The following is a 24725-nucleotide window of genomic DNA, read 5'->3' as shown; positions in this document are numbered from 1 at the left end:
CATGGCAAGACTGATCAGAAAACGCGAAACCCTGCTGTTCCTCATCATCGTCGTGATGATCGCGATCTTCTCGACGCGCGCTGCCGATTTCGCAACGCCGGAGAATCTCGCCGGCATTTTCAACGATACCTCCATTCTGATCATCCTGGCGCTGGCGCAGATGACGGTCATCCTGACGAAATCGATCGACCTGTCGGTTGCCGCCAATCTCGCCTTTACCGGCATGGCGATCGCGATGATGAATGCCGCCTATCCCGACCTGCCGCTCGTCGTGCTGATCCTTGCCGCGATCGTCATCGGCGCCTGCCTCGGCGCCATCAACGGCTTTCTCGTCTGGGCGCTCGAAATCCCGCCGATCGTCGTGACACTCGGCACGCTCACCATCTATCGCGGCATGGCCTTCGTGCTGTCGGGCGGGGCGTGGGTGAACGCCCACCAGATGACGCCGGTCTTCCTGTCTGTGCCGCGCACGCCGATCCTCGGCCTGCCGGTTCTCGGCTGGGTGGGCATCGTCATCGTGCTGCTGATGTATGTCCTGCTCAGATACACCCAGTTCGGCCGCTCGGCCTATGCGACCGGCGGCAATCCGACCGCGGCCGTCTATGCCGGTATCGATACTGGCTGGACGAAATTCCTGGCCTTCGTTCTGTCGGGCGCGTTGGCCGGCCTTGCGAGCTATCTCTGGGTATCGCGTTATGCCGTCGCCTATGTCGATATCGCCAACGGCTTCGAGCTCGACAGCGTTGCGGCCTGCGTCATCGGCGGCATTTCGATTGCCGGCGGCGTCGGCTCGGTCGCCGGCACCGTGCTCGGCGCGCTCTTCCTCGGCGTCATCAAGAATGCGCTGCCGGTGATCGGCATTTCACCCTTCACGCAGATGGCGATCTCCGGAACCGTCATCATTCTCGCTGTCGCCTTCAACGCCAGGCGTGAGCGCAACCGCGGCCGCATCATCCTGCGCGACCGCGCCGCAGCCGAGATCAGAACGGAGGCCGCAGCATGAGCACCGTGTCCACACACGAAAGGCGGATCATCCCCGACCGCCTCGGCACACCCTTCCGCCGCATCCTCGCGAGCTGGGAAGTGCTGCTCTTTGCCGTCGCCATCCTGATCTTCATCTTCAATTCGCTCGCCTCGCCCTATTTCCTCGATGCCTGGAACCTTTCGGACGCCACCTTCAACTTTACCGAAAAGGCGATGATCGCCTTCGCCATGGCGCTGCTCGTCATATCAGGCGAGATCGACCTTTCGGTGGCTGCGATCATCGCGCTCGCCTCGACGGCAATGGGCGCGGCAGCGCAGGTCGGCATCGGCACACCGGGCCTGGTCGCGATCGGCATCGGCACCGGCCTTGCCTGCGGCACCTTCAACGGCGTCCTGGTCTCGGTGCTGAAATTGCCGTCGATCGTCGTCACCATCGGCACGATGAGCCTTTTCCGTGGCATCTCCTATATCGTGCTCGGCGACCAGGCCTACGGCAAATACCCTGCGGATTTCGCCTATTTCGGCCAAGGTTATGTCGTCTGGGTATTCTCCTTCGAATTCGTGCTCTTCATCGTGCTGGCGATCCTCTTCGCCATCCTGCTGCACGCGACGAATTTCGGCCGGCAGGTCTATGCGATCGGCAACAATGACTTCGCCGCCCGCTTCTCCGGCATTCCGGTCGAACGCGTCAAATTCATCCTCTTCCTGCTGACCGGCGTCATGAGCGGCGTTGCCGCCGTCTGCCTGACCTCACGCCTCGGCTCGACCCGGCCGTCGATCGCGCAAGGGTGGGAACTCGAGGTCGTCACCATGGTCGTGCTCGGCGGCATCTCGATCCTCGGCGGCTCCGGCACCATCATCGGCGTCGTCATCGCCGCCTTTGTCATGGGCCTCGTCACCTTCGGCCTCGGCCTGCTGAACGTGCCCGGCATCGTCATGTCGATCTTCATCGGCCTACTTCTGATCATCACCATCGCCATCCCGATCATCGCCCGCCGCATCAAGGTCATGAGCTCCCGATGACTTTAGAAAAACACGCATTCAAAATGCAGCTCAATCCCGGCATGGAAGCCGAATACCGCAGGCGGCATGACGAGATCTGGCCGGAACTGGTCGATCTCCTGCATAAATCAGGCGCCAGCGACTATTCTATCCATCTCGACCGCGAGACCAACACGCTGTTCGGCGTGTTGACGCGACCCGCCGACCACACGATGGCGAGCCTGCCGGAGCATCCCGTCGTGAAAAAATGGTGGGCTTATATGGCCGATATCATGGCGACCAATCCCGATAATTCACCGGTCCAGAGCGACCTGGTCACCGTCTTCCATATGCCATGAACGCTAGCTCCTACCGCCGCATCGCCGTCCTCGATATCGGCAAGACCAATGCCAAGGTCGTCGTCCTCGACAGCGAGACGGGCGCCGAGATCGCCGTGTTGAAACGGCCGAATATCGCGATCAAAACCGGTCTCTATCCGCATTACGACGTAGAGGCTCTCTGGTCCTTTGCGCTCGATGCGCTGAAGAGCCTTGCGCGCGAGCCCGGCTTCGACGCCATTTCGATCACCACGCATGGCGCCTCCGCAGCACTGCTTGCCCGGGACGGCACGCTTGCCATGCCTGTCATTGACTATGAACACGAATATCCGCAGGACATCCGCGACGCCTATACGGCACTGCGCCCCTCCTTCGACGAAACCTTCTCGCCGCACCTCGCGATGGGTCTCAATGTCGGCGCGCAGCTGCACTACCAGAAGACCGCCTTTCCCGAGGAATTCGCCGCGGTGGCGACCGTCCTCACCTATGCGCAATATTGGACGGCGCGGCTGACGGGTGTTGCCGCCAATGAGCTGACCTCGCTCGGCTGCCACACCGACCTCTGGAACCCGAGGGCCGGCCGCTATTCATCGCTCGTCGACAGGCTCGCCATCCGCGACCTCATGGCGCCGATCCGCTCTGCCTTCGATACGCTCGGCCCGGTCCTACCGGATATAGCCGCGGAGCTCGGCCTCACGTCCCCCGTGCTGGTCTATTGCGGCATTCACGATTCCAATGCCTCGCTGCTGCCCCATCTGGTTCATCGGGCCGCACCCTTCGCCGTCGTCTCCACAGGCACATGGGTCATCAATTTCGGCGTCGGCGGCGATCTCGATCATCTCGATCCGAAACGCGATGCGCTCGCCAATGTCGATGCCTATGGCCGTGCCGTTCCCTCCTCGCGTTTCATGGGTGGGCGGGAATTCGAGATCCTGTCGGCCGAGATCGGCCCTGTCGACGAAAAAGCCGCTCAGGCGGCAATCGGCCCGGTTATCGGCAAGGGCATGATGCTGCTGCCGAATATCGCCCCCGGTTCCGGGCCTTTTCCGGGAAAGGCAAGCCGCTGGATCGGCGCCGAAAAGGCAAGCCGCGAGGAGCGCTCTGCAGCCGCCTGCCTCTATCTCGCCTTGATGACCGATGCCTGTCTCGGACTGGTCGGCTCCAAAGGCCCTGTTATCGTCGAAGGGCCTTTTGCGCTGAATGGGACCTATCTCAAGCTGCTTGCCGCCCTGACCGGCCGCGAGGTCATGGCCCTTCCGGGTTCGACCGGCACCAGCCAGGGGGCGGCGCTTCTCACCGGCATCCGGCCAATATCGGGTGCCGAGACGCATGTTCCGCCGACCGCTACCCCCGGACTGACCGCCTATCGCACCCGCTGGCACGCGGCGATGGAATAGGACCTTTTCCAAAAGCGGCCTTGTTCGTCCCTGCCTTGCCGCTAGTGTGGCACCTCGAAAATCATGTCGAGGAGATAGCATGACAGAGACATTCGATCCGCGCACGGTTGCAGCCAGGCTTCACAGCCTGCGACAGGCCGGTCGGCAGGAGGCAACGGACAGTTTCGCGCTGCCAGCCGATCTCCATCAGGCGATGGAAGCGCAGAATTTGCTCACTGCTGCAGACGGTATTTCCAGCAATGCCTGGAAGGTGACGGTCTCGCCGCAGGGCCAGGCGGTCACCGCTCCGCTGCATCCCTATGCCGAAGCCGTCTCGGGCGCTGACATTCCCTGGTATCCGGGCCTGAAATTCGAGACCGAGATCGCCGTCCGCCTCGGCAGCGACCTGCCGGTCCGCGCGGGCATTCGGTACAGCCGCACTGAGGTGGTCGAGGCGATTTCTGCTGTCTATCTCGGCGCCGAGCTGCTGGTCAGCGCCGTGAAGGAAAGCGGCAGCGTTTCGTTTCTGCTGTTCGTCGCCGACCGCCTCGGCAATAGCGGCTACGTGCTCGGCCCGAAGCTTGAAAAGAGCGTTGTCGACACCGTTGGTGGAACGCCGCTCAAGGTCACCCATGCCGGCCACACGATCTATGATGGTCCGGCGCAGCATCCGAAAGGCGATGTCCTCACTTGGCTCGTCGATTACGCCAATGACAGCTTGCGCCCCGAGACATCGCTGAAATCAGGCGCACTCATCACGACAGGCACGTTGAGCGGCGCGATCGAACTGACCGAGCCCGGCGAGATCGACATCCTGCTCGGCGACATCAGGCTCAGCTTCTCGGTGTCGAAGGCTTGATTTGACCCGGGTTTTCCCCGGTTTGGTGCCGGATTTGGCAATTGCCATCCGGTTCCGCCTGCGCTAATAAACTTGAGTGCAAATTGAAGGTTTACTTTCGGCGCATGGCCGGAGGCGGAAGTGGAAATGACGTTTCAACCGCGGATGCAGAACAAGATCCAGGGCTTTTCCGTCATCGGTGGCGTGCATCGCCGCCTGTGGAACGGCATCGTCGCCGATGTCTGGGACGTGAAATGCGCCTCCTATGCCGGCGGCTATTACGTCTCGCGCGATCCGCGGCTGTTCATCATGCTCGACAAGCGGGGACCGGGCAATTCGCGTATCAAGCTCTCGCCGAAGGCGCAGGGCACCGTCCAGGACACGGAGATACGGCCGATCTCCTATGTGCCGGCCGGCATGGAAGTCTGGGCTGATCTGACCGACGTGCATTCGGTGCGCCACCTCGACATCCATTTCGACACCGAGACCGTCAGCCGCCGGCTGATGGAGGATATCGATCCGCGCCGTCTCGAAAGCCCGCAGCTTCTGTTTTCCGATGAGCGGGTGTTGTCGCTGGCACAGTTGGTCGCCGCCGAATGCCTTAATCCGGAGCCGTTGCACGATCTCTATGGCGACGGCCTGGCATTGGCGCTGATCATCGATGTCCTGAAGATTGCCAAGGCGATGCCGCGCAAACGCAGCAAGTTGGCCTCCTGGCAGCTTCGCCGCGCCACCGAATTCATCGAGGAAAACTGCCTGCGCAATATCCGCCTCGAGGAACTCGCCGGCCTCACCGGCCTGTCGCAATCGCATTTCAGCCATGCCTTCAAGGCCTCGACCGGCATCGCTCCGCATCAATGGCAGACCAATGCCCGGCTCGACAAGGCCAAGCGGCTGCTTGTCGAAAGCGAAAATGCGTTGACCGCAATCGCCGCCGAAACCGGCTTTGCCGATCAGGCGCATTTTACCCGCGTCTTCCGCAAGCATGTCGGCATCACGCCGGCGAGCTGGAAGAAGGCACAAGTTGCCTGATTGCAACGCTTGGCGGGCAATTGTTTGCAACGCGGAGAATTGCCCAAAAACGTTCAATTTTCCCCGATCGCGACAATCCACCCCGGTAAAACTGAGTTAATCACTCATCTTATTCAGGGCTTCGCCGCACGCTAAGCATCGCGCGGCACGAGTGGGGTATAGGACATATGAGCGGGCAGACCAGGGGTCTCATTTTCAAGGTAAATCTATTGGCAGGCATTGCGGTCGCCGGCCTGATCGCGGGCTCCGCCGCGGCACAGGAAGCGAATTCGACTGAGCTCGCGCCGATCGTCATCCAGGGCGGCGGCGACACCGCCACCAGCCCGGTCAAGGGCTATGTCGCCAAGAACTCCTCCGCCGGCTCGAAGAGCGACACCCCGCTCAACGAAATCCCGCAATCCGTCTCCGTCATCGGCACCCGTGAAATGGACGATCGCGGCATTACCAACAAGATCGACGAGGCGCTGCTTTATACGCCTGGCGTCACGTCGCAGCCCTTCGGCAACGACGGCGATACCGACTGGTTCTATATCCGCGGCTTCGACGCGACGCAGACCGGCGTCTACTTCGATAATCTGACGCTGTTCAGCTATGGCTTCGGCGGCTTCCAGCTCGATCCCTTCATGCTCGAGCGCGTCGAGGTGCTGAAGGGTCCGGCCTCCGTGCTTTACGGCGGCGCAAACCCCGGCGGTATCGTCAATCTCGTCCGCAAGCGCCCGCTCGACGAGCCGCTGTTTTATACCGAGATCGGCATCAACAGCAACGGCAACGCCTTCACCGGCTTCGATGTCTCCGACAAGGTCGGCTCCAGCGGAACGATGAGCTATCGCATCACCGGCAAGGTTGCCGGCGGCGACAATTATTCGGATTTTTCCGAGGATCTGCGCGGCTTCATCATGCCGCAGCTTACCATTTCGCCGGATGACAGCACGAGTCTCACGGTCTGGGGTTACCTCGCCGGGCTCGACCAGGTGCATACCGGCAACGGCTTCTTTCCCTATGTCGGCACTGTCGAGGATGCGCCTTTCGGCAAGATCGACCGCGACGCCTTCTATGGCGAGCCCGATATCGACAACGGCAGCTATGTGCAGAAAATGGTCGGTTACGAATTCGAGCATGAATTCGACAATGGCATCAAGTTCTCGCAGAATGCGCGCTACGGCCATCTCGACAAGCATGAGATCGGCCCCTACCTGAACGGCTGGATCGGCGGCGTGCCGACGGGTCCGGACTACCAGCTGGCGCGCATCGGCTTCGAAGGCCGCTCCGGGGTCGATAGCTTCTCGGTCGACAACCGGCTCGAAGGCGAGACCGAAATCGGCGGCGCCACGCATAATCTTCTCGTCGGGCTCGACTACACCTATTACCGTCTCGAAAATTGGCAGGCCTGCTGCGGCTCCAATTCGATCAGCGCGACCGATCCCATCTATGGCACGACACAGGGCGCCAATTTCGTCTATGCGGACGGCGTCGTGACCAAGAACCAGATCGGCGTCTACGCCCAGGATCGGATCCATTTCGGCGATGGCTGGCTGCTGACGCTCAACGGCCGCTACGACTATGTCGATATCGACCAGGACGCCGTAATCGGCACGACCTACAGCACCAACGACAGCGCGCTCAGCGGCCGTATCGGCCTTGCCTATGAGTTCGATAACGGCCTGACGCCCTATGTCAGCGCCGCGACTTTCTTCAACCCGCTCGTCGGCACCGGTGTTTCCGGCGCGTTGAAGCCGGAAGAGGGCGAGCAGTTCGAAGGCGGCATCAAGTATGAGCCGGCCTTCATCGACGGCTCGCTGACCGCCTCGGTCTTCCACATCACCAAGCGCAACAACACGGTGACCAATCCGCTGACCTTCGCCCAGAGCCAGCTCGGCGAGGTGGTTTCGCGCGGCGCCGAACTCGAAGGCAAGGTCAATATCAACGAGAACTGGAAGGTTCTCGCATCGCTTGCCTATACCGACATGGAGGTGATGGAGAACGACGCCAATCCGGCGCTGGTCGGCAATTCACCCTATATCGTCCCAAAGGTGACCGCCTCTCTCTGGGTCGACTACACGCTGACGACAGGGACTTTCGAGGGCATGAGCTTTGGCGCCGGCGTCCGCCATCAGGGCTGGTCCTGGGCCGATGAGGCCAATACCGAGAAGGTGCCGGCCGCCACCATCTTCGACGCTGCGATCCGCTACGAGAAGGAAAACTGGGGCGCCTCGCTCAACGTCGCGAACCTCTTCGACAAGGAGTACGTCAAGGGCTGCGGCGGGCTGACCGTCTGCGGTTACGGCGATGCCCGCACCGTCACCTTCAAGCTCAGCAGGAAGTGGTAAGTTGACAATCTTAGTTTAGTTTTGCAGGAACCTGTGGGGAAAGGGAGGGCCTGCCCTCCCGAACCCGTTGCAGCGCCGAACCTGGAGCAGACCATGCCTTCGCCTTTCCTTGCCCTGTCGGCGATAGATTATGCCATCGGGCCGAAATCCATCCTGTCCGGCATCGACCTGACGCTTGAGCGCGGCCGCATTTACGGACTGGTGGGGCCGAACGGTTCCGGCAAGAGCACGCTTTTGAAGATCGTCGCCCGCCAGGTCGGGCCGAAATCCGGCGCCATTACCTTCGACGGCAAGCCGGCGGATGACTGGGGCAGCCGGGCCTTTGCCCGGCACGTCGCCTACATGCCGCAATTCACGCCGGCGACCGACGGGATGACCGTGCGGGAACTTGTGGCGCTCGGCCGTTTTCCCTGGCACGGCACGCTTGGCCGCTTCACCGCGACGGATCGCAACATGGTCGAGGAGGCGATCGTCCGCACCGAGCTCGAGGAATTTGCCGATCGTCTCGTCGCCAGCATGTCCGGCGGCGAACGCCAGCGCGCCTGGATCGCCATGATGCTCGCCCAGGATGCCCGCTGCCTGCTGCTCGACGAGCCGACATCGGCGCTCGACCTCGCCCATCAGGCCAGCGTTCTCTCGCTGGTCAAGGAACTCAGCCATGAACGCGGGCTGACCGTCATCATCGTGCTGCACGATATTAACCTCGCCGCGCGCTATTGTGACGCGATCATCGCGCTCAACCGCGGCCGGATCACTGCCGAGGGCACGCCCTCCGAGATCATGCAGGCCGACACGCTGCAGTCGATCTTCGGCGTTGGCATGGGCGTCTTCCCGCATCCGGTTCGAAACGAGCCGGTCAGCTATCTGTTGTAGGCCATGGCTTTATTGTCCCGCAGGCAGTTTCTGGCCGGTGCGGCGGCCTCGCTCTCCGCCCCCGCGCTATCGCGGGCGGCAGAGGGCTTGCGCGTCGCGACGCTCGATTGGGCGCTGCTCGAAACGCTGCTGGCAATCGGCGCGAATGTCGTTGCGGCGACGGAACTGCGGCAATTCCGCGAGGTGGCGGTCACGCCTGACGTGCCGGCCACGACCGCCGATCTCGGCCTGCGCGGCACGCCGAATTTCGAGGTGCTGCGGTTTGCTCGTCCGGACCTGATCTTCAACTCGAACTTCTATGCCTGGGCAGACGAACGCATGCGCGGGGTCGCGCCTGTGGAAAGCCATGCGATCTACAAACCCGGCGAAAGCCCCTTTGCGCTGGCCGAACAGGCCACACTTGCAATCGGCGAGCGCCTGCAGCTTACCGCTGCCAGACAGTTGACCGAAGAGCTTGCAGCCAGGCTCGACCGCTACCGGGCCTTCCTTGCCGCCGGCGACGGGCGGCCGGTGATCCCGATCAATCTCGGCGATGCCAGGCATTTCCGCGTCTTCGGCTCCGACAGCATGTTCGGCGAGGTGCTGAAACGCGTCGGTCTCAGAAATGCCTGGCAGGCTCAGACCAGCTACTCGGCCGCCGCTCCCGTCGGCATCGAGATACTGGCATCGATGCCCGACGCCTGGATCGTGATGATCCCGCCACACCCAGCCGATGCTCTCGCCACGCTCGCGACCAGCAGCTTCTGGAATGCGTTGCCGGCCGTGCGCGAAAAACGTGTGCTGATGCTCGGCTCGATCAATCCCTATGGAGCACTGCCGGCGGCCGGCCGCTTTGCCGATCTTCTGGCGGAGGGGTTTGCGCATGCATGGAATGGTTAGCCGCGCCAAGCCCGCAGGAAGCGCGGGCACGCCCGTCTTCGCGATATTACTGCCCGTACTCTGCGTCACGGCCTTCGCAGTCCTCATCGTAACGCGCCCTGAGGTTCCGCACGGCAATGCCGATGCAGCCATGCTGAACAGCGTGCTGCTCTGGAACAGCATCATGCCCCGCGCCATGCTGGCATTGATCGCCGGCGCGGCACTCGGCCTTTCCGGCACATTGCTGCAGCGTGTCCTGCGCAACCCGATCGCCGATGCTTCGACGCTCGGCATTGCCTCTGGGGCGGAACTGGCAATGACGGCTGCCATGGGCTTCTCGCCCCTGCTCATCGGATTTTCGCGCGAGATGGCCGCCTTCGGCGGCGGACTCGCGGCTGTCGCCATCGTGCTGGCTTCGAGCTGGCGGCGCGGGCTCGATCCGGTGACCGTCGCACTCTCCGGCCTGATCGTCAGCCTGATCGCCTCGGCCCTCAGCGTCACGCTGGTCCTTTCGCGCGGCGAATATGCCATGTCGATCTATATCTGGGGCGCCGGTTCGCTCAGTCAGCAGGATTGGAACGGCGCGCTCTCGCTCGGGCCCCGGCTCATTCTCGGCTTTGCCGCCGCTCTTTTGCTGGTGCGGCCGCTCCGCATCCTTGCGCTCGACGATAGCGGCGCCAGGAGCCTCGGCCTTGCCCTGCATTCGACCCGCCTGGCGATCGTCGCGCTCGCCGTCTGGCTTGCCGCCTCGGTAATATCAGAGGTCGGCGTGATCGGTTTCGTCGGGCTCGCAGCGCCCGCGATCGCAAGGCTTGCCGGCGCGCGCAGCACCGGCAAACTGATGCTGACAGCGCCGCTGATGGGCGCCGGCCTGCTGTTCCTGACCGATTGCCTCACCCAGATCCTCGGCCCCGGCTTCACCGATCTTGCGCCGACGGGAGCCGCGACCGCCCTACTCGGCGGTCCCTTATTGCTCTGCCTCCTGCCCAGCGTGCATTCGGTTTCCGCCGTTGCCGCCCAGTCGACGGCAGCGCTGAACAGGCTCGCTAAGCCGCTTCTGGCCCTTGGCGCGCTCTTTACTGCCCTCGCGCTGATCTTTGCCGTCGTCCTCACCCTCGGCCCTGCCGAGGACGGCTGGCATGTCGCGACTGGCTCGCTCTTGGCCGATCTCCTGCCCTTCCGACTGCCGCGAACGATCGTCGCGGCCGGGGCCGGCGCCATGCTGGCGGCAGCCGGCTTCATCATGCAGCGCGTCACCGGCAATCCGATCGCCAGCCCCGAGGTCCTGGGCGTCAGCAGCGGTGCTGGTGCGGGTCTGACCGTGGCGCTCTTCCTCTTCGGCTTCCCCTCGCCCATCATCATGCTGCTTGCCATGGCGCTCGGCGCGCTGGCCGCCTTCCTTGCGATGATCGCCATATCAGCCCGCGCCCAATTCTCGCCGGAACGCATGCTGCTAGCCGGCGTCGGCGTCGGCGCCTTCGCCATGGCGATCGTGACCATGGTGCTCGCCCAGGGCGATATGCGCGGCTATATCCTGCTGACATGGCTTTCCGGCTCGACCAACCGCGCCGGCGCCTTCGAAGCCTGGACGGCCATCATCTCGCTCGTCGTGCTGACAGCGCCCTTGCCCTTCCTCAGCCGTTGGCTGACGATCCTGCCGCTTGGCGCCGGCCCCAGCCGCGCTGCCGGCCTCCATGTCGGGGCCAGCCGACTGGCGCTTGCCATCCTCGCCGCGCTGATGACGGCGATCGCCTCATTCCTCGTTGGACCACTCAGCCTCACCGGCCTGATTGCGCCGCATCTTGCCCGCCTTGCCGGATTCCGCGCCCCGGGCCACCAGTTGACGGCGAGCCTTCTCTTCGGTGCCGGCGTGCTGATGGCGGCCGACTGGCTGTCGCGCGTCGTCATCTATCCCTACCAGGTGCCGGTCGGCCTCTTCGCGGCCCTGATCGGCGGCCCCTATCTCATCTGGCTGCTTTCGCGAAAGGAGGTTCAGCAATGATGGCTGAACGATTTACAGTATCCGGCGTCGCAGTCACCGCCGACCCCGGCAGAATGCTCAACGAGATCTGCACGCATTTCGTCGAGCACGGCACCGTCACCCGAAACGGCGACGCCGTCACAGTCGAGACGATGATCGGCAAGGCCGATATAAGTCGAGATGGCCGGGCACTCGCGATCGATCTCTCCTGCCGGAGCGCGCGAGCGCTGCAGAATGTGCGGGCCATCCTTGCCGAACACCTCTTCGACTTTGCCGGCGAGGAGACGCTGGAGCTCACCTGGTCCGATGCTCCAAAGGCAGACCGCCTGCCCGATCTGCGCGAAATCCGCGTCATCGGCGCCAAAAACGTCACCCCGCATATGCGCCGGGTCACCGTCGCCTGCGACGACACCAGGCATTTTGCCGATGGCGGTCTGCATTTCCGCCTGCTCATTCCGCCGAAGGGACGCCCGCCCGTCTGGCCGCGGTTGCGCACCGACGGCCGCATCCATTGGGCGAGCGGCGAGGACGCAGTGACCGTGCGCATCTATACGATCCGCAGCATCGATGTGGAGCGGGGCGAGATGGAGATCGATTTCGTTCTGCATGAGGGCGAGAACATGCCCGGCGCCGAATGGGCGATCAACGCCAAGCCGGGCGACATCGCCGGCGCCCTCGGGCCGGGCGGCGGCGGCGTTCCCGACGCAACGGCGATAATCCTTGCCGGTGATGAGACGGCGCTGCCCGCCATCTCCCGCATCGCTGCCGAGATCCCCGCCGGAAGGCAGCTCAAGATCTTCCTTGAAATCGACAGCGTCGCGGAAGAACAGCCCTTGCCCTCGGCGGGCATTCTCGATGTCACCTGGATGCATCGAAACGGCAAACCTGCCGGCACGCTGGGCTTGATCGAAAAAACCGTCAAGAAAGCGCTGCTCGACGCCGATGCCGACACCTTCGTATGGGCCGGCTGCGAAAGGGCGGAAGCCAAGCGCATTCGCGACTTCCTGAAGACCGAGCGCGGCCACGACCGCCAGAGGATGAGCATCGGAGCCTATTGGGAGCGCTGAGTGCCGCTTACGCCTTCTCGCGGAACATCTCGATGATGGCGGAAAAGTCCCTTCCGCCATGTCCCAGTTTGTCGAAGAGCGCATAAAGCTGCGCTGCTTCCGCGCCGAGTGGCGTGGAGGCGCCACTCGCCAGCGCCGCTTCCTGGGAGAGCCTGAGATCCTTCAGCATCAGAGCCGCGGCGAAGCCTGGCTTGTAGTCATTATTCGCAGGCGAGGTCGGCACCGGTCCGGGCACCGGGCAATAGGTATTGATCGACCAGCACTGGCCCGACGAGGTCGAGGCGACGTCGAACAGCGCCTGATGCGAGAGCCCGAGCTTTTCGGCAAGCACGAAGGCCTCGCAGACCCCCACCATCGAAATGCCTAATATCATGTTGTTGCAGATCTTCGCCGCCTGGCCGGCGCCGGCCTCACCGCAATGGACGATCTTCTTTCCCATGGCCTCGAGGATTGGTTTTGCCTTGGCGAAGGCGTCCTCCGTGCCGCCGGCCATGAAGGTCAGCGTGCCCGCGGTCGCTCCGCCCGTGCCGCCGGAGACCGGGGCGTCGAGCGACAGGCAGCTTGCGGCCTTGGCCATCTCATGCGCCTTGCGGCTGCTTTCGACATCGATGGTCGAGCAATCGATGACCAGCGTGCCTTGCGCGGCCGACTGCAGGATATCGGTCCAGGCGGTCAGCACGTGTTTGCCCTGCGGCAGCATGGTGATGATGATGTCCGCGTCCTTGACCGCCTGGCTGGCATGGCTTGCCGGCTTGACGCCGCTCTCCTCGGCCGCCTTCAGCACCGAAGCCGCGAGATCGAAGCCGAGGACCTCGTGACCTGATTTGACTAGATTGGCCGCCATCGGCCCACCCATGTTGCCGAGGCCGATGAATGCGATCCTTGCCATGGTCTTCTCCTATCGATTGTCTTCGAGGATCATTGCTGCCGCCTTTTCGGCGATCATGATCGTCGGCGAATTGGTGTTGCCCGAGGTGATCGACGGCATCACCGAGGCGTCGGCGATCCTGAGCTTGCCGAGTGCCCGGAACCTCAGCCTGGGGTCGACAACGCTGTCCCTGTCGGCGCCCATGCGGCAGGTGCCGACGGGATGGAAGATCGTCGTGCCAATCTCGCCCGCCGCCCGCTCCAGATCGGCCTCCGTCTGATAGGCGGGGCCCGGCTTGAATTCCTCCGGCCTGAAACAGGCAAACGAAGGTTGCGCGACGATCTTGCGCGTCAACCGTATTGAACGGACAGCTATGTCACGATCGCGCTGCGTCGAGAGGTATTTCGGACTGATCGTCGGCTGAGCGGCAAAATCCGGGCTGGACAGGTGCACCGAACCGCGGCTTTCCGGCCTCAGATTGCAGACGCTCGCGGTGATTGCCGGGAAAGGATGGACGGGATCGCCGAACTTCTCCAGCGAGACCGGCTGCACGTGATATTGCAGGTCGGGCGTTTCCCGGTCCGGGCCCGATCGGGTGAAGATGCCAAGCTGGCTCGGCGCCATCGCCATCGGCCCGGAGCGGCGGACGAGATATTCGAGCCCGATCGCCGCCTTGCCGATCAGCTTCGTCGCCTTCTCGTTCAGCGTCGGAACGCCTGTGACCTTGTAGGCCAGACGCAGCTGCAGATGGTCCTGCAGGTTCTCGCCGACACCCTTGACCTCGGTGACGACATCGACGCCGGCCCGCTGAAGAACCTCGCCCCTGCCGATGCCTGACAGTTCCAGGATATGCGGCGAACCGATCGATCCGGCTGACAGGACGGTTTCTTTCGCCGCGTAGGCGCGTTTCGCCACGCCCCGATGCTGGAATTCGACGCCGGCAACGGCGCCTTCCTCCACCAGCAGCCGCCGAACCTGCGCCTTGGTCAGGACGGTCAGGTTGGAGCGTTTCATCGCCGGCCGCAGAAAGGCCTTCGAGGTGTTCCAGCGAATGCCAGAACGCTGATTGACGTCGAAATAGCCGGAGCCCTCGTTGCTGCCGCGGTTGAAATCCGCGGTTTCAGGAATGCCCGCTTCCCTGGCAGCCTGCTGGAAGGCATCGAGCACGGCCCAGCGCACGCGCGCTTTCTCGATGCGCCATTCGCCGCCGGCACCATGCATCTCGTCTTCGCCGCGATAAAAATCCTCCGACTTGCGGAAGAATGGCAGAACATCATCCCAGCCCCAGCCGCTGCAGCCCATCTGCCGCCAGAGGTCGTAATCGCGCGCCTGGCCGCGCATGTAGATCATGCCGTTGATCGACGAACAGCCGCCGAGAACCTTGCCGCGCGGATAACTCAGCGCCCGGCCGTTCAATCCCGCTTCCGGCGCCGTCGTGAAGCACCAGTCGGTACGCGGGTTGTTGATGCAATAGAGATAACCGACCGGAATATGGATCCAGTGATAGTTGTCGCTGCCGCCGGCTTCGAGCAGCAGCACCCGGCTCCTGCCATCGGCGGACAGCCGGTTGGCGAGCACGCAGCCGGCGCTGCCTGCCCCGATGATGATGTAGTCGTAACGATCCATGCCCCGCATGAGACTCCAGATGCTTGCCGCTTCCCCCTCCCCGCAGCACGGGGAGAGGAAGAGTCGCAGCGCCGCCGCCCGTCTCTTTTCCGAAAGAGCAATTCTTTCCGGGAAGAGAGAGGTCCGCCCGTTCAGCGGCGATAGACGAAGCCCAGTTTCCGCCCCAGCCGCGAGGCGTAGAATTCGCCGATAATGCCGCGGCGGAAGATCAGCACGCAGACCATGAAGACGATGCCGGTGATGATCGTCACCGGGAATTCCGAGGTGGCGAGGTAGTTTTCCAGCACCACCACCAGCCCGGCGCCGAAGAGCGGGCCGATCAGCGTGCCGATGCCGCCGAGCAGCGTCATCAGGATCACCTCGCCCGACATCTGCCAGGCGACATCGGTCAGCGTCGCGAACTGGAAGACGATCGATTTCACCGCGCCCGCGAGCCCGGCAAGCGCTGCCGACATGACGAAGGCACCGAGCTTGTAGCGCGCCACGGAATAACCGAGCGAGATTGCCCGTTGCTCGTTCTCACGGATCGATTTCAGGATCATGCCGAAGGGCGAATTGATAAAGCGCCAGATGATCAAGATGCCGACGAGAAAGACAGCCAGCACGAAATAATACATGTTGGTCGAGCTGTTCAGATCGATGAAGCCGAAGAGATGGCCGCGCGGCACCGACTGGATGCCGTCCTCGCCTTCGGTGAACTCCGCCTGCAGGCAGAAGAAGAAGAACATCTGCGACAGCGCCAGCGTGATCATCGCGAAATAGATGCCCTGGCGGCGGATGGCGAAGAAGCCCATGACGAGACCGAGAAACGCCGCCCCCGCCACGCCGATCAGAATGCCGAGTTCCGGCGGCAGGCCCCATTCCTTCACCGTATAGGCGGTGAAATAGGCGGCTCCGCCGAAGAAGGTGGCGTGACCGAAGGACAGCAGGCCGGTATAACCGAGCAGCAGGTTGAATGCACAGGCAAAGAGCGCGAAGCAGAGCAGCTTCATCAGGAAGATCGGATAGAAAAAGAACGGCGCCAGCAGCAGGAGCAGCAGCCCCGCCAGCAGAAAACCCGCCTGCACCGAAAGGGCGGTTCGGCTTTTTTCCGTTTGGATGGTTTCGGTGATGTCGGCCATGTCAAGCATCCCGTCCGAAGAGGCCCGCGGGCCTGATGAGAAGCACGATCGCCATGATGACGAAGATCACGATGTTGGATGCCTCGGGATAGAAGACCTTGGTCAGGCCCTCGGCAATGCCGAGCACATAACCGGTGATGATCGCGCCCATGATCGATCCCATGCCGCCGACGACGACGACGGCGAAAACGACGATGATCATGTTCGAGCCCATCAGCGGCGAGACCTGGTAGATCGGCGCCGCCAGCACGCCGGCAAAGGCGGCAAGACCCGCGCCGAGCGCGTAGGTGAGCGTCAGGAGCACCGGCACGTTGACGCCGAAGACCTGTACCAGCACGGCGTTTTCGGTGGCGGCACGCAGGTAAGCCCCGAGTTTGGTCTTCTCGATCAGCAGCCAGGTGCCGAGGCAGACGACGAGCGAGACGACCACCACCCAGCCGCGATAGATCGGCAGGAACATGAAGCCGAGGTTGGCCCCGCCAGCGAGGGCCACCGGCGTTGCATAGGGCTGGCCGGAGGAGCCGTAGAGATAGCGGAAGGTGCCCTCGACCGCGAGCGCCAGTCCGAAGGTGAAGAGCAGGCCGTAGAGCGGGTCGAGATCGTAGAGCCGGCGCAGGAACAGCCGCTCGATGATTGCACCCGCAAGGCCGACGATAACGGGCGCCAGGATCAATGACGGCCAGTAGCCGATGCCGGCATAGGTCAGCAGCAGGTAAGCGACGAAGGCGCCGAGCATATATTGCGCGCCATGGGCGAAGTTGATCACCCGGAGCAGGCCGAAAATGATGGCGAGGCCGAGGCTGAGCAGCGCGTAGAACGAACCGTTGATCAGGCCGATCAGCAGCTGGCCGAACAGCGCCTGCAGGGGAATGCCGAAGATCATCGTCATCTGGTCACACTCCCAGAACCTTGTGCAGCGTATCCATGCGCTGCGGCAGTTCACCGACCGGGAATTCCGACACCATCTGCCCATGATCCATCAGATAGAAGCGATCGGCAATACGGCTGGCGAAACGGAAATTCTGCTCGACGAGCAGGATCGTCATGCCGCGCTCCTTCAGCGTCTTCAGCACCTCGCCGATGCGCTGGACGATAACGGGGGCAAGCCCCTCCGTCGGTTCGTCGAGAATGAGCAGCCTCACACCGGTGCGGAGGATTCGGGCGATCGCCAGCATCTGCTGCTCGCCGCCTGATAGTTTGGTGCCCGGGCTGGCGCGGCGCTCGTAGAGATTGGGGAAAAGTTCGTAGATCTCGTCGAGCGTCATGCCGCCCCCTGCCACGACAGGCGGCAGCAGCAGGTTTTCCGAAACGGTGAGCGTCGAGAAGATGCCGCGCTCCTCCGGCACGAAGCCGATGCCCCGATGCGCCGTCTTGTGCAGCGGCACTTGCATCATATCGCTGCCGTCAAAGCTGATCTTGCCCTTGCGGGCCCGCACGATGCCGGTGATGGTGCGCAGCGTCGTCGTCTTGCCGACGCCGTTGCGGCCGAGAATGGTGATCGTCTCGCCTTCGGCCACACGCATGTCGACGCCGTGCAGGACGTGGCTTTCGCCGTACCAGGCATTGAGCCCCTGGACTTCGAGGAGTGTGGCCATCAATGCTCCTCCGTGCCCATATAGGCCACACGCACGCGCTCGTCCTGGCTGACGGTCGCATAATCGCCCTCGGCGAGGATCTCGCCGCGCTGCAGCACGGTGACATGCTGGCAGATATTGGCGACGACGGAGAGATTGTGCTCGACCATCAATACGGCGCGGTCGCGGGCGACCTCGCGGATGATCGAGGAGACGACGCCGACATCCTCCTGCCCCATGCCGGCCATTGGCTCGTCGAGCAGCAGCACTTTCGGATCCAATGCCAGCGTGGTGGCGATCTCCAGCACGCGCTTGCGGCCATAGGAAAGATCGGCGGCGATATGATCGCGCTCCTTGGAAAGCCCGACGCTGGCGAGCAGTTGCTCGGCCTGCTCGTTCAGCCGGTCGAGTGCGGAAAGCGGCCGCCAGAATTGTGTGGAAAGATTGTTCGGCCGCTGCAGCGCCACGCGCACATTGTCGAGCACGCTGAGATGCGGGAAGACCGCCGAGATCTGGAAAGAGCGCACCAGGCCCATGCGCGCCACCTTGTCGGGCGGCGTCTTGGTGATGTCAACGCCCATCAGGCTGATGGTGCCTGAGGTCGGCTGCAGGAACTTTGTCAGCAGGTTGAAGACCGTCGTCTTGCCGGCGCCGTTCGGGCCGATCAGTGCATGCACGCTTGCGTCATGCACGTCGAGATCGACGTTCTTGACGGCCGTGAAGCCGCCGAAATCGCGGCGCAGGCCGCGGGCGGACAATACCACCCGCGGCTTTTCCTGAGTTTCAATTGCGGAAACCGCCATCGTGCTTACTTTACCAGATCGCAGCCGCTCTTGGCGGGATCGATATAGGCTTCCTTGCCAGGAATGGTGGCGAGCACGTTGAAGTAATCCCACGGCTCCTTGCTCTCGGAAGGCTTCTTGACCTGTAGCAGATACATGTCGTGGATCATGCGGCCATTGGCGCCGACCGTGCCGCCGCGGCCGAAGACGTCATCGACCGGCATTTCATGCAACTGCTTGGCGACGGCTTCCGTTTCGTCGGTGCCGGCCTTCTGCACCGCCTTCAGATATTGCGTCACTGCCGAATAGGTGCCGGCATGGATCATGTTCGGCATCTTGCCGGTGCGGGCGAAGAACTTCTTGGCGAAGGCGCGGCTCTCGTCGTCGCGGTTCCAGTAATAGCCTTCCGTCAACGTCAACCCTTGAGCCGCCTCGAGGCCGAGACCATGGACTTCGGCGAGCGTGAAGAGCAGTGCCGCCAGATGTTGACCGCCCTGGGTTATGCCGAATTCGGCCGCCTGCTTGATGGCATTCGCGGTATCGAGGCCGGCATTGGCAAGGCCGATCACCTTGGCGCCTGATGATTGCGCCTGCAGCAGGAAGGACGAGAAGTCCTGGGTCGACAGCGGATGACGGACGGCGCCGACGACCTTGCCGCCGCTCGCCTTGACATAATCGCTGGTTTGCTGCTCCAGCGAATAGCCGAAGGCATAGTCGGCCGTCAGGAAGAACCAGCTGTCGCCGCCCTGTTTGACGAGCGCGCCGCCGGTGCCGACGGCGAGTGCATGGGTGTCGTAGGCCCAATGGAAGCCATAGGGCGAGCAGGCCTTGCCGGTGAGATCCGTCGTCGCAGCACCCGTGACGATGTCGATCTTCTTCTTCTCCTTGCCGATCGCCTGCACGGCGAGCGCCACCGACGACGTCGTCAGTTCCATGATCGCATCCACCTGCTCGGTGTCGTACCATTGGCGGGCGATGTTGGAGGCGATATCAGGCTTGTTCTGGTGGTCGGCATCGACGATCTCGATCGGAACGTCGAGCACCTTGCCGCCGAAATCCTCGGCCGCCATCTTGGCGGCTTCGACGGAGGACTTACCGCCGAAATCGGCATAGACACCCGACTGGTCGTTCAGGATGCCGATCTTGACCTTGCCGTCGGTCGCGCTCTGCGCGAGCACTGCAGTGCTGCTCGCAAGCAGAAATGCAACTGATGCAATGAGACTCTTACGCATATTCTCTCCTCCCAGAGATTGGCCAGATTGCGGATCTGTTCAAATTTGGCCAGCCGTCCTCCTCAGAACGACGGACCCTCACCTTACGATCACGGAAATTCCGCCCTGAGGCAACGGGTGATTTACAACTAATTCCAAACAGTATCTGTTCATTTTTGAACAGAGGGGATCGCGATGAACAATCCACCGCAGTTTACTTGGGACGATCTGCAGTTTTTTCTAGCCGTCGCCCGCACTGGGCAGCTGTCGACGGCGGCCCGTCAGCTGCGTTCCAGCCATGCCACCGTCTCGCGCCGCATCGACCGGCTGGAGTTCACCCTCAAGGTCAAGCTGTTCGAGCGCAATCCGCGCGGCTATGTGTTGACCGCCATGGGCACGCGCTTTGTCGAGACGGCCGAGAAGATGGAGCAGGAGACCGAGCGGCTGCGCGCCGATCTTGCCGCCGGCTCGATGGCGCAGCGCGGCCTGGTGCGGCTGAGCGCACCGGAGGGTTTTGCCAATTTCTTCTTCGCAACCGTGCTGCCGCAGTTTGCCGCCCAGCATCCGCATCTCTCGCTCGAACTGGTGACGATCCAGCAGATCATGTCGCTGTCGCGCAAGGAGGCCGATCTTTCCGTCGTTCTCGACGAGCCGAAGGGCGGGGCTTATTTCGCCGAGAAACTGACGGACTACCACCTGCAGGTCTATGGCTCGCGCGACTATCTGGCGAAGGCCGTGCCGATCACCTGTCGCGAAGACCTGCTCGGCCATCCCTTCGTCAGCTATATCGAGGAGATGATTTTCGCGCCGGGCCTGGATTATCTCGGCGATGTGCACCCTCGTATCAAGCCGCAGTTCCAGAGCTCCAGCATCTTCGCGCAGTTGACTGCCACCAGAAACGGCCTCGGCCTCTGCATCCTGCCCTATTTCTTCGCCAGCCGTTATCCCGAGCTCGTGCGCGTGCTGCCGGAGGAAATCGACCTCAAGCGCCATTACTGGATCACCTGCCACCGCGACCTGAAACAGGCGCCGCGCGTGCGCGCCGTCATCGATTTTCTGCGCGAGGCGGTGCGAGGCGAGGATGCGCGCTTCGTGCCACCCTACGTCACCCCCGCCGGCCCGACGCGCCGGGCAAAGGTGGAAACCTGACTACTTCAGGAATTCAGCCCGGTGCGGGGTGAATGCATCAATCAGCCGGCCCTTTTCCAGCGCCTTGACGCCGTGGATCAGATTGGGGGGCACGATGAAGCTGCCGCCCTGCTTGAGCACCTCGGTCCGGCCATCGATCGTCACTTCGAAACTGCCTTCGGCGACGTAGCTGGCCTGAATGTGCGGATGCGAATGGGCCGCACCCACGGCGCCGCTTTCGAAGGCCACTTCCACCAGCATCATCTCGGGCAGATAGGTCATGATGCGCCTGACGACGCCGGGCTCGGGATTGACCCATTCGGCGCCTTCGGCCGATACGAACAGATCGCTTGACGACATTTCCGCCTCCTCGTTCCAGAATCGATCGCGGGCAAAGTGGATCATGCCGACGCTTTTGAAAAGATGGCGCGGCCCGACTTTTCGACATGGCGGCTCTCTGTTGACGCGGTCGGCTGGCGGGTCTATGGCCAACTTGAGTGAGGCAAGCCTGAAGAAACGGTGAGGAGACGCCGACATGCAGCATACGCGCGAGGTTTTCGACTGGGCCGACCCGTTCCGCCTGGTGGAGCAACTGACCAGCGAAGAGCGCATGGTGCAGGACACCGCCCACGCCTATGCGCAGGAAAAGCTTGCTCCCCGCGTTCTCGACGCCTTCCGCAATGAAAAGACCGATCCTGAGATCTTCCGCGAAATGGGCGAACTCGGCCTGCTCGGCCCGACGATCTCGCCGGATTATGGCGGCGCCGGCCTCGGTTACGTCGCCTACGGCCTGATCGCCCGCGAGGTCGAAAAGGTCGATAGTGGCTATCGTTCGATGATGAGCGTCCAGTCCTCGCTCGTGATGGTGCCGATCGAAACCTTCGGGTCGCAGGCGCAGAAGCTGAAATACCTGCCGAAACTCGCCACCGGCGAATGGATCGGCTGCTTCGGCCTGACGGAGCCCGATCACGGCTCCGACCCCGGCTCGATGGCGACACGCGCCAAAAAGGTCGACGGCGGCTACAGCCTCACCGGCTCGAAGACCTGGATCTCCAACGCGCCGATCGCCGATGTCTTCGTCGTCTGGGCAAAGACCGAGGATGGCCTCATCCGCGGCTTCATTCTCGAAAAGGGCTGGAAAGGGCTTTCGGCTCCCGCCATCCACGGCAAGGTGGGACTGCGCGCCTCGATCACCGGCGAAGTGGTGATGGACGGGGTCTTCGTCCCTGAGGAAAACCTTCTGCCTGATGTGACAGGCCTCAAAGGGCCGTTCACCTGCCTCAACTCGGCCCGCTTCGGCATCGCCTGGGGCGCACTCGGTGCTGCCGAGGATTGTTATGCGAGAGCCCGGCAATATACGCTGGAGCGCAAGCAGTTCGGCCGGCGGCTTGCCGCCAACCAGCTGATCCAGAAGAAGCTCGCCGACATGGCGGCGGAGATCGCGCTCGGCCTTCAGGGCTGCCTGCGGCTTGGCCGCATGAAGGAGGACGGCCATCCGCCGGTGGAGCTGACCTCGATCCTCAAGCGCAACAGCTGCGGCAAGGCGCTGGAGATTGCGCGGGCGGCCCGCGACATGCTCGGCGGCAACGGTATCTCCGACGAATTCGGCATCGCCCGTCATCTCGTCAACCTCGAAGTGGTCAACACCTATGAGGGCACGCACGACATCCACGCGCTGATCATCGGCCGGGCGATCACCGGCATTGCCGCCTTTGCGAACTAGCGCATGCCGCCCAAAAATGTGCAGCGGTTTTGGGACAACGGCATGTATAAAACAAAGACTTAAAGCGCGTCACATGACTCCGATTCGACGCGACGCGCTTTACGCATTGGCGCGAAAGGGCGAATTGCCACGCGCCTGACAATGTGCAACCTTCCCTAACGACGGCAAGAGCCGGCAAAAGGGGATCATGCATGTTTCTGCTTCTTGCATTGCTGATTGGTGTCATTGCCGGGCTTCGCGCCATGACGGCACCCGCCGCCGTCGCCTGGGGCGCGGCGCTTGGCTGGTTCGATGTCTCGCAGACGCCGCTGGCCTTCATGGGCTACCAATGGACGCCGTGGATCCTCACGCTTCTCGCTGTCGTCGAACTGATCACCGACCAGCTGCCATCGACGCCGTCGCGTAAGGTGCCGGTGCAATTCGGCGCCCGCATCGTCACGGGCGCGCTCGCCGGTGCCACGATCGGAGCCGCCAGCAGCCTGCTTTTCGGCGGGCTGATCGCCGGTATGATCGGCGCCGTCATCGGCACATATGGTGGCGCCGCCGTCCGCGGCAGGCTTGCCGCCTCCTTCGGCAAGGATCTGCCGGCTGCTCTCATTGAGGATGCCGTCGCCGTCATCGGCGCGGTGCTGATCGTGGGGGCCGTCGCATGAAAAGCTTCGACGCCATCGTTATCGGCGCCGGCCAGGCCGGCCCGTTCCTCGCCGCCCGCATGGTCGAAAAGGGCATGAAGGTGGCGCTGATCGAGCGCAAATTCCTCGGCGGCACCTGCGTCAATGCCGGCTGCATGCCGACGAAAACGTTGGTCGCCAGCGCCCGCGCTGCCCATGTCGCTAGAAACGGCGCCGTTTACGGCGTCAATCTCCCGGGCGAGATCGCCATCGACATGAAGGTGGTCAGGGCGCGCGCCGAAACGGTGACCATGAATGCCCGCAACGGCCTGATCGGCTGGTTCGCCGGCATGGACGGCATGACTGTGATTTACGGCCATGCCCGCTTCGAGGGCCCGAAGACCGTCAGCGTCAACGGCGAGACGCTGACTGCATCGCGCATCTTCCTCAATGTCGGAGCGCGGCCGGTCATCCCCGAGCTATCAGGGATCAACGATATCGATTACCTCACCAGCACCTCGATCATCCATCTCGACACGCTGCCACGGCATCTCGTCGTGATCGGCGGCAGTTATATCGGGCTAGAATTCGCGCAGATGTATCGCCGCTTCGGCGCCGAAGTCAGCGTCATCGAGCATGGCCCGAAGCTCGCGTCGCGCGAGGACGAGGATATATCCGACGCGATCGCCGATGTCCTGCGCTCGGAGGGCATCGACATTCATACCGGCGCGAGCGACATCGCCTTCGCCAAGAGCAGCGACGGAATAACGGTCGCCACCGATTCAGCGAGGATCGATGCGAGCCATGTGCTGATTGCCACCGGCCGCAAGCCGAACACCGACGATCTCGGCCTCGATACCGCCGGCGTCATCGCCGACGGACGCGGCTTCATTACCGTCGACGACAGGCTTGCCACCAATGTCGAGGGCATCTGGGCCCTCGGCGACTGCAACGGCCACGGCGCCTTCACCCACACCTCCTACAATGATTTCGAGATCGCCGCCGCCAATCTGCTCGACGGCGACGACCGCAAGGTCTCGAGCCGCATCCTGGCTTATGCGCTTTATATCGACCCGCCGCTTGGCCGCGTCGGCATGACGGAAAAGCAGGCGCGCGCCTCGGGACGCAAGATCATGATCTCGACCCGGCCGATGAGCCGCGTCGGCCGCGCCAACGAGCGCGGCGAGACCAAGGGCTTCATGAAGGTGATCGCCGATGCCGAGACTAAAAAAATCCTCGGTGCGGCAATCCTGGGCATCGAGGGCGACGAGGTGATCCACGGCATCATAGACGCGATGAATGCGGGAACGACCTATCCCGCATTGCAATGGTCGGTGCCGATCCATCCAACGGTGTCGGAGCTGATCCCGACGCTACTTGGGGATTTGAAGCCGGTTTAGCTATCAAGTGATGCTTCGAAATCGAC

The 24725-nt window shown here is 62.9% G+C and carries 23 protein-coding genes; 15 read left to right on the top strand and 8 right to left on the bottom strand.

Translation table 11 applies throughout. The annotated features are described in order from the left end of the window. The first annotated feature begins 1 nt into the window (after window position 1). The 11 genes from OLZ32_RS04045 (at window position 2) to OLZ32_RS03995 (ending at window position 12655) form a co-directional block, all read left to right on the top strand. Complete coding sequence (locus OLZ32_RS04045) at window positions 2–1003, top strand: ABC transporter permease (protein WP_003553868.1); 1002 nt, start codon at window positions 2–4, stop codon at window positions 1001–1003. Further along, entirely contained in the window at window positions 1000–2007 is a 1008-nt protein-coding gene (locus tag OLZ32_RS04040) for an ABC transporter permease (protein WP_264399229.1), read from the top strand. Before OLZ32_RS04045 ends, OLZ32_RS04040 begins: the two co-directional genes overlap by 4 nt. After that, window positions 2004–2324 carry an L-rhamnose mutarotase gene (rhaM, locus tag OLZ32_RS04035; protein ID WP_003547822.1) on the top strand — a complete coding sequence of 107 codons (321 nt, stop codon included), beginning with the start codon at window positions 2004–2006 and terminating at the stop codon, window positions 2322–2324. The genes OLZ32_RS04040 and rhaM overlap by 4 nt, the downstream gene beginning before the upstream one ends. Next, window positions 2321–3700, top strand: coding sequence for an FGGY-family carbohydrate kinase (locus OLZ32_RS04030; protein WP_264399228.1), 1380 nt, complete (start codon window positions 2321–2323; stop codon window positions 3698–3700). Before rhaM ends, OLZ32_RS04030 begins: the two co-directional genes overlap by 4 nt. Window positions 3701–3779: 79 nt before the next feature. Further along, the gene (locus OLZ32_RS04025; protein ID WP_264399227.1) at window positions 3780–4538 is read left to right on the top strand and encodes a fumarylacetoacetate hydrolase family protein; all 759 of its coding nucleotides are present in this window, start codon (window positions 3780–3782) and stop codon (window positions 4536–4538) included. Window positions 4539–4664: 126 nt separating this feature from the next. Next, complete coding sequence (locus OLZ32_RS04020) at window positions 4665–5549, top strand: helix-turn-helix domain-containing protein (protein WP_264399226.1); 885 nt, start codon at window positions 4665–4667, stop codon at window positions 5547–5549. A 167-nt stretch (window positions 5550–5716) separates the two neighbouring features. Next, entirely contained in the window at window positions 5717–7876 is a 2160-nt protein-coding gene (locus OLZ32_RS04015) for a TonB-dependent siderophore receptor (protein ID WP_264399225.1), read from the top strand. Window positions 7877–7969: 93 nt separating this feature from the next. Next, window positions 7970–8749 (top strand): ABC transporter ATP-binding protein, encoded by a 780-nt coding sequence (locus tag OLZ32_RS04010; protein ID WP_264399224.1) that lies wholly within the window; start codon window positions 7970–7972, stop codon window positions 8747–8749. 3 nt (window positions 8750–8752) lie between these two features. Next, window positions 8753–9628 carry an ABC transporter substrate-binding protein gene (locus OLZ32_RS04005; RefSeq protein ID WP_264399223.1) on the top strand — a complete coding sequence of 292 codons (876 nt, stop codon included), beginning with the start codon at window positions 8753–8755 and terminating at the stop codon, window positions 9626–9628. Then, window positions 9621–11609, top strand: a complete 1989-nt coding sequence (gene fhuB, locus OLZ32_RS04000) for a Fe(3+)-hydroxamate ABC transporter permease FhuB (protein WP_264399256.1) — start codon at window positions 9621–9623, stop codon at window positions 11607–11609. The genes OLZ32_RS04005 and fhuB overlap by 8 nt, the downstream gene beginning before the upstream one ends. Beyond that, window positions 11606–12655 carry a DUF2218 domain-containing protein gene (locus OLZ32_RS03995; RefSeq protein ID WP_003547804.1) on the top strand — a complete coding sequence of 350 codons (1050 nt, stop codon included), beginning with the start codon at window positions 11606–11608 and terminating at the stop codon, window positions 12653–12655. The genes fhuB and OLZ32_RS03995 overlap by 4 nt, the downstream gene beginning before the upstream one ends. Window positions 12656–12662: 7 nt before the next feature. On the opposite strand, the gene mmsB is transcribed toward OLZ32_RS03995, so the two are convergent. The 7 genes from mmsB to OLZ32_RS03960 form a co-directional block, all read right to left on the bottom strand. After that, window positions 12663–13544 (bottom strand): 3-hydroxyisobutyrate dehydrogenase, encoded by an 882-nt coding sequence (mmsB, locus tag OLZ32_RS03990; protein WP_003547802.1) that lies wholly within the window; start codon window positions 13542–13544, stop codon window positions 12663–12665. A 9-nt stretch (window positions 13545–13553) separates the two neighbouring features. Beyond that, window positions 13554–15149, bottom strand: coding sequence for a GMC family oxidoreductase (locus OLZ32_RS03985; protein ID WP_264399222.1), 1596 nt, complete (start codon window positions 15147–15149; stop codon window positions 13554–13556). Between the two features lie 131 nt (window positions 15150–15280). Beyond that, a complete protein-coding gene (locus OLZ32_RS03980; protein ID WP_003547798.1) occupies window positions 15281–16270 on the bottom strand; it encodes a branched-chain amino acid ABC transporter permease in 990 nt (329 codons plus the stop codon). 1 nt (window position 16271) lies between these two features. Further along, window positions 16272–17159, bottom strand: a complete 888-nt coding sequence (locus OLZ32_RS03975; RefSeq protein WP_264399221.1) for a branched-chain amino acid ABC transporter permease — start codon at window positions 17157–17159, stop codon at window positions 16272–16274. A 4-nt stretch (window positions 17160–17163) separates the two neighbouring features. Next, complete coding sequence (locus OLZ32_RS03970; protein ID WP_003547796.1) at window positions 17164–17865, bottom strand: ABC transporter ATP-binding protein; 702 nt, start codon at window positions 17863–17865, stop codon at window positions 17164–17166. Beyond that, window positions 17865–18647, bottom strand: coding sequence for an ABC transporter ATP-binding protein (locus tag OLZ32_RS03965; protein ID WP_003547795.1), 783 nt, complete (start codon window positions 18645–18647; stop codon window positions 17865–17867). Before OLZ32_RS03965 ends, OLZ32_RS03970 begins: the two co-directional genes overlap by 1 nt. 5 nt (window positions 18648–18652) lie before the next feature. Next, entirely contained in the window at window positions 18653–19858 is a 1206-nt protein-coding gene (locus OLZ32_RS03960; RefSeq protein WP_003547793.1) for an ABC transporter substrate-binding protein, read from the bottom strand. Between the two features lie 174 nt (window positions 19859–20032). Here OLZ32_RS03960 and OLZ32_RS03955 point away from each other — a divergent pair, with 174 nt between their 5' ends. Further along, entirely contained in the window at window positions 20033–20986 is a 954-nt protein-coding gene (locus OLZ32_RS03955) for a LysR family transcriptional regulator (RefSeq protein ID WP_264399220.1), read from the top strand. Here the strand turns inward: OLZ32_RS03955 and OLZ32_RS03950 are convergent, their stop codons facing one another. After that, complete coding sequence (locus OLZ32_RS03950; RefSeq protein ID WP_003547785.1) at window positions 20987–21325, bottom strand: cupin domain-containing protein; 339 nt, start codon at window positions 21323–21325, stop codon at window positions 20987–20989. It abuts the gene before it with no gap. Between the two features lie 175 nt (window positions 21326–21500). Between OLZ32_RS03950 and OLZ32_RS03945 the strand changes: the two genes are divergently transcribed. The 3 genes from OLZ32_RS03945 (at window position 21501) to OLZ32_RS03935 (ending at window position 24699) form a co-directional block, all read left to right on the top strand. Further along, window positions 21501–22688: an acyl-CoA dehydrogenase gene (locus OLZ32_RS03945; RefSeq protein WP_264419670.1), complete on the top strand. Its 1188-nt coding sequence runs from the start codon at window positions 21501–21503 to the stop codon at window positions 22686–22688. Window positions 22689–22879: 191 nt separating this feature from the next. Continuing rightward, window positions 22880–23341: a DUF4126 family protein gene (locus tag OLZ32_RS03940; RefSeq protein WP_264399219.1), complete on the top strand. Its 462-nt coding sequence runs from the start codon at window positions 22880–22882 to the stop codon at window positions 23339–23341. Beyond that, entirely contained in the window at window positions 23338–24699 is a 1362-nt protein-coding gene (locus tag OLZ32_RS03935; RefSeq protein ID WP_264419668.1) for an FAD-containing oxidoreductase, read from the top strand. The genes OLZ32_RS03940 and OLZ32_RS03935 overlap by 4 nt, the downstream gene beginning before the upstream one ends. The last annotated feature ends 26 nt before the right edge of the window (window positions 24700–24725 follow it).

Source organism: Rhizobium acaciae (assembly GCF_025941625.1).
Taxonomy (GTDB): domain Bacteria; phylum Pseudomonadota; class Alphaproteobacteria; order Rhizobiales; family Rhizobiaceae; genus Rhizobium; species Rhizobium acaciae.
This window is presented reverse-complemented; position numbering and strand designations above follow the sequence as displayed.

Bases quoted from the DNA above. Each gene is read 5' to 3' on its own strand.
- OLZ32_RS04045 (WP_003553868.1), top strand. From the start codon at position 2: ATGGCAAGACTGATCAGAAAACGCGAAACCCTGCTGTTCCTCATCATC.
- OLZ32_RS04040 (WP_264399229.1), top strand. From the start codon at position 1,000: ATGAGCACCGTGTCCACACACGAAAGGCGGATCATCCCCGACCGCCTC.
- rhaM (WP_003547822.1), top strand. From the start codon at position 2,004: ATGACTTTAGAAAAACACGCATTCAAAATGCAGCTCAATCCCGGCATG.
- OLZ32_RS04030 (WP_264399228.1), top strand. From the start codon at position 2,321: ATGAACGCTAGCTCCTACCGCCGCATCGCCGTCCTCGATATCGGCAAG.
- OLZ32_RS04025 (WP_264399227.1), top strand. From the start codon at position 3,780: ATGACAGAGACATTCGATCCGCGCACGGTTGCAGCCAGGCTTCACAGC.
- OLZ32_RS04020 (WP_264399226.1), top strand. From the start codon at position 4,665: ATGACGTTTCAACCGCGGATGCAGAACAAGATCCAGGGCTTTTCCGTC.
- OLZ32_RS04015 (WP_264399225.1), top strand. From the start codon at position 5,717: ATGAGCGGGCAGACCAGGGGTCTCATTTTCAAGGTAAATCTATTGGCA.
- OLZ32_RS04010 (WP_264399224.1), top strand. From the start codon at position 7,970: ATGCCTTCGCCTTTCCTTGCCCTGTCGGCGATAGATTATGCCATCGGG.
- OLZ32_RS04005 (WP_264399223.1), top strand. From the start codon at position 8,753: ATGGCTTTATTGTCCCGCAGGCAGTTTCTGGCCGGTGCGGCGGCCTCG.
- fhuB (WP_264399256.1), top strand. From the start codon at position 9,621: ATGGTTAGCCGCGCCAAGCCCGCAGGAAGCGCGGGCACGCCCGTCTTC.
- OLZ32_RS03995 (WP_003547804.1), top strand. From the start codon at position 11,606: ATGATGGCTGAACGATTTACAGTATCCGGCGTCGCAGTCACCGCCGAC.
- mmsB (WP_003547802.1), bottom strand. From the start codon at position 13,544: ATGGCAAGGATCGCATTCATCGGCCTCGGCAACATGGGTGGGCCGATG.
- OLZ32_RS03985 (WP_264399222.1), bottom strand. From the start codon at position 15,149: ATGGATCGTTACGACTACATCATCATCGGGGCAGGCAGCGCCGGCTGC.
- OLZ32_RS03980 (WP_003547798.1), bottom strand. From the start codon at position 16,270: ATGGCCGACATCACCGAAACCATCCAAACGGAAAAAAGCCGAACCGCC.
- OLZ32_RS03975 (WP_264399221.1), bottom strand. From the start codon at position 17,159: ATGACGATGATCTTCGGCATTCCCCTGCAGGCGCTGTTCGGCCAGCTG.
- OLZ32_RS03970 (WP_003547796.1), bottom strand. From the start codon at position 17,865: ATGGCCACACTCCTCGAAGTCCAGGGGCTCAATGCCTGGTACGGCGAA.
- OLZ32_RS03965 (WP_003547795.1), bottom strand. From the start codon at position 18,647: ATGGCGGTTTCCGCAATTGAAACTCAGGAAAAGCCGCGGGTGGTATTG.
- OLZ32_RS03960 (WP_003547793.1), bottom strand. From the start codon at position 19,858: ATGCGTAAGAGTCTCATTGCATCAGTTGCATTTCTGCTTGCGAGCAGC.
- OLZ32_RS03955 (WP_264399220.1), top strand. From the start codon at position 20,033: ATGAACAATCCACCGCAGTTTACTTGGGACGATCTGCAGTTTTTTCTA.
- OLZ32_RS03950 (WP_003547785.1), bottom strand. From the start codon at position 21,325: ATGTCGTCAAGCGATCTGTTCGTATCGGCCGAAGGCGCCGAATGGGTC.
- OLZ32_RS03945 (WP_264419670.1), top strand. From the start codon at position 21,501: ATGCAGCATACGCGCGAGGTTTTCGACTGGGCCGACCCGTTCCGCCTG.
- OLZ32_RS03940 (WP_264399219.1), top strand. From the start codon at position 22,880: ATGTTTCTGCTTCTTGCATTGCTGATTGGTGTCATTGCCGGGCTTCGC.
- OLZ32_RS03935 (WP_264419668.1), top strand. From the start codon at position 23,338: ATGAAAAGCTTCGACGCCATCGTTATCGGCGCCGGCCAGGCCGGCCCG.